This window comes from Acetatifactor sp. (genome assembly GCF_982438285.1).
Genome location: NZ_CEWDFQ010000466.1, coordinates 1 through 1,908 on the forward strand (window position 1 = coordinate 1; position 1,908 = coordinate 1,908).

3 protein-coding genes are annotated in these 1,908 nt (G+C 49.0%); all 3 read left to right on the plus strand.

Annotated elements, in window-relative coordinates; all coding sequences use genetic code 11:
- The first annotated feature begins 28 nt into the window (after positions 1-28).
- Positions 29-436, plus strand: a complete 408-nt coding sequence (locus tag AC1WIP_RS15300; RefSeq protein ID WP_318702650.1) for a CBS domain-containing protein — start codon at positions 29-31, stop codon at positions 434-436.
- 69 nt (positions 437-505) lie between these two features.
- Positions 506-1,030 (plus strand): adenine phosphoribosyltransferase, encoded by a 525-nt coding sequence (locus AC1WIP_RS15305; protein WP_481142637.1) that lies wholly within the window; start codon positions 506-508, stop codon positions 1,028-1,030.
- A 27-nt stretch (positions 1,031-1,057) separates the two neighbouring features.
- Positions 1,058-1,908 (plus strand): HD domain-containing protein (locus AC1WIP_RS15310; protein WP_481142638.1); only part of this gene is annotated, 851 nt, incomplete at its 3' end.

The window sequence follows — 1,908 nt, forward strand, 5'->3', positions numbered from 1 at the left end:
GGGAAAGAGATAACAAAGGAGAAAAGCGGTGAATATTGCATCTTTTTTACAGCCAAAGGCAGAGGTTACCTATCTGCGGGATGACATGACCATACGCCAGGGACTGGAGAAGCTGAAAAGAAGCGGCTACACGGCAGTCCCTGTGATCGACAGTGAGGACAGGTATGTGGGCGTGATCAGCGAGGGGGACTTTCTCTGGCATATTTTAAGCAGGAACGACACTCTGGAGGAGATTACCATGAAACGGCTGGAGCGGGGCGGCATAAGAAATATTCTGCAGAGCGGAAAGGTAAAGGCGGTATGTATTGATACGGATATGGAGGAGCTTTTGGAACAGGCGAAAAATCAGAATTTCGTTCCTGTGGTGGACGACAGAAATGTTTTTATCGGTATCATAACCAGGAGAGACATCATAAAGTACTTTGTTAGCCTTTGACTTTCAGAAGAAAAGATTATATAATCATCTATGTGTCAGGAAAATACGGAAATGAGGTAAGATTTCATCATGAAAAAGTTGGAGGAATACGTAAAGAGTATACCGGACTTCCCGGAGAAGGGAATTATTTTCCGGGACGTGACAAGCGTTCTGCAGGATGCGGAGGGACTTCATCTGGCCATCGACACCATGCAGGACATGATAAAGGATTTGGAGTATGACGTGGTGGCGGGACCGGAATCTCGAGGATTTATTTTTGGAACACCTATTGCGTATAATAACAGAAAGCCCTTTGTGCTGATCCGTAAGCAGGGAAAGCTTCCCAGAGAGACGGTATCCATTTCATATGATTTGGAGTATGGGCAGTCTGTCATTGAAATGCACAAGGACAGCATAAAGCCGGGACAGAGGGTATTGATCGTAGATGATCTGATCGCCACGGGCGGCACCACGGAGGCTATGATCAAGCTGATAGAATCCCTGGGCGGCCAGGTAGTGGGCGTTGTGGTGCTGATGGAGCTGGCCGGACTCCACGGACGGGAGAGAATTAAGGGCTATCGTCTGGAGTCGGCCATCTGTTATCCGGGAAAATAGACATGGGGCAAGACATGGAGCAGGCTTATGACAGAAGAAAAAAACGAGGTTATTTTTGACGACGGGAAAATAAGTAAAGCAGAGGAATTTGTGAATCCTGATGAGCTGTATCAGGAGCTTATTAAGCGTGTGCAGAAATACCATCCCAGCGACGACATATCCATGATTGCCAAGGCATATAAGGTGGCCAGTGAGGCGCACAAGAATCAGTTTCGAAAGTCGGGAGAACCTTACATCATTCATCCCCTTAACGTGGCTTTGATATTGGCGGATCTTGAGATGGATAAGGAGACCATTGTGGCTGGGCTTCTTCATGATGTGGTGGAGGACACCGTCATGACGGAGGAGGATCTGATAAGGGAGTTTGGACAGGATGTGGCGCTGCTTGTGGACGGCGTTACCAAGCTGGAAAAGCTTCCCCTTTCCGGAAATGGGGAACAGTCTGACGCCAAGCTGGAAATGCAGGCGGAAAATCTCCGAAAAATGTTTCTGGCCATGGCAAAGGATATCCGGGTCATTATCATCAAGCTGGCGGACCGCCTGCACAACATGCGCACCGGACAGTACTGGAAGCCGGAGAAGCAGAAGGAGAAGGCCAGGGAGACATTGGAGATCTGCGCGCCGATTGCGGATCGGCTGGGTATTTCCAAGATCAAGATTGAGCTGGATGATCTGTCCCTCAAATTTTTGATGCCTGAGGTGTATTATGACCTGGTGGAGAAGGTGGATCTCAGGAAGGACGCCAGGGAGGCCTTTGTCCAGTCCATTGTGGACGAGGTGAAGAAGCACATGGAGGCCACAGGGATCAAGGCCTCGGTGGGGGGCCGGGTGAAGCATTTCTTCAGCATTTACAAAAAGATGGTGAAGCAGAATAAGAC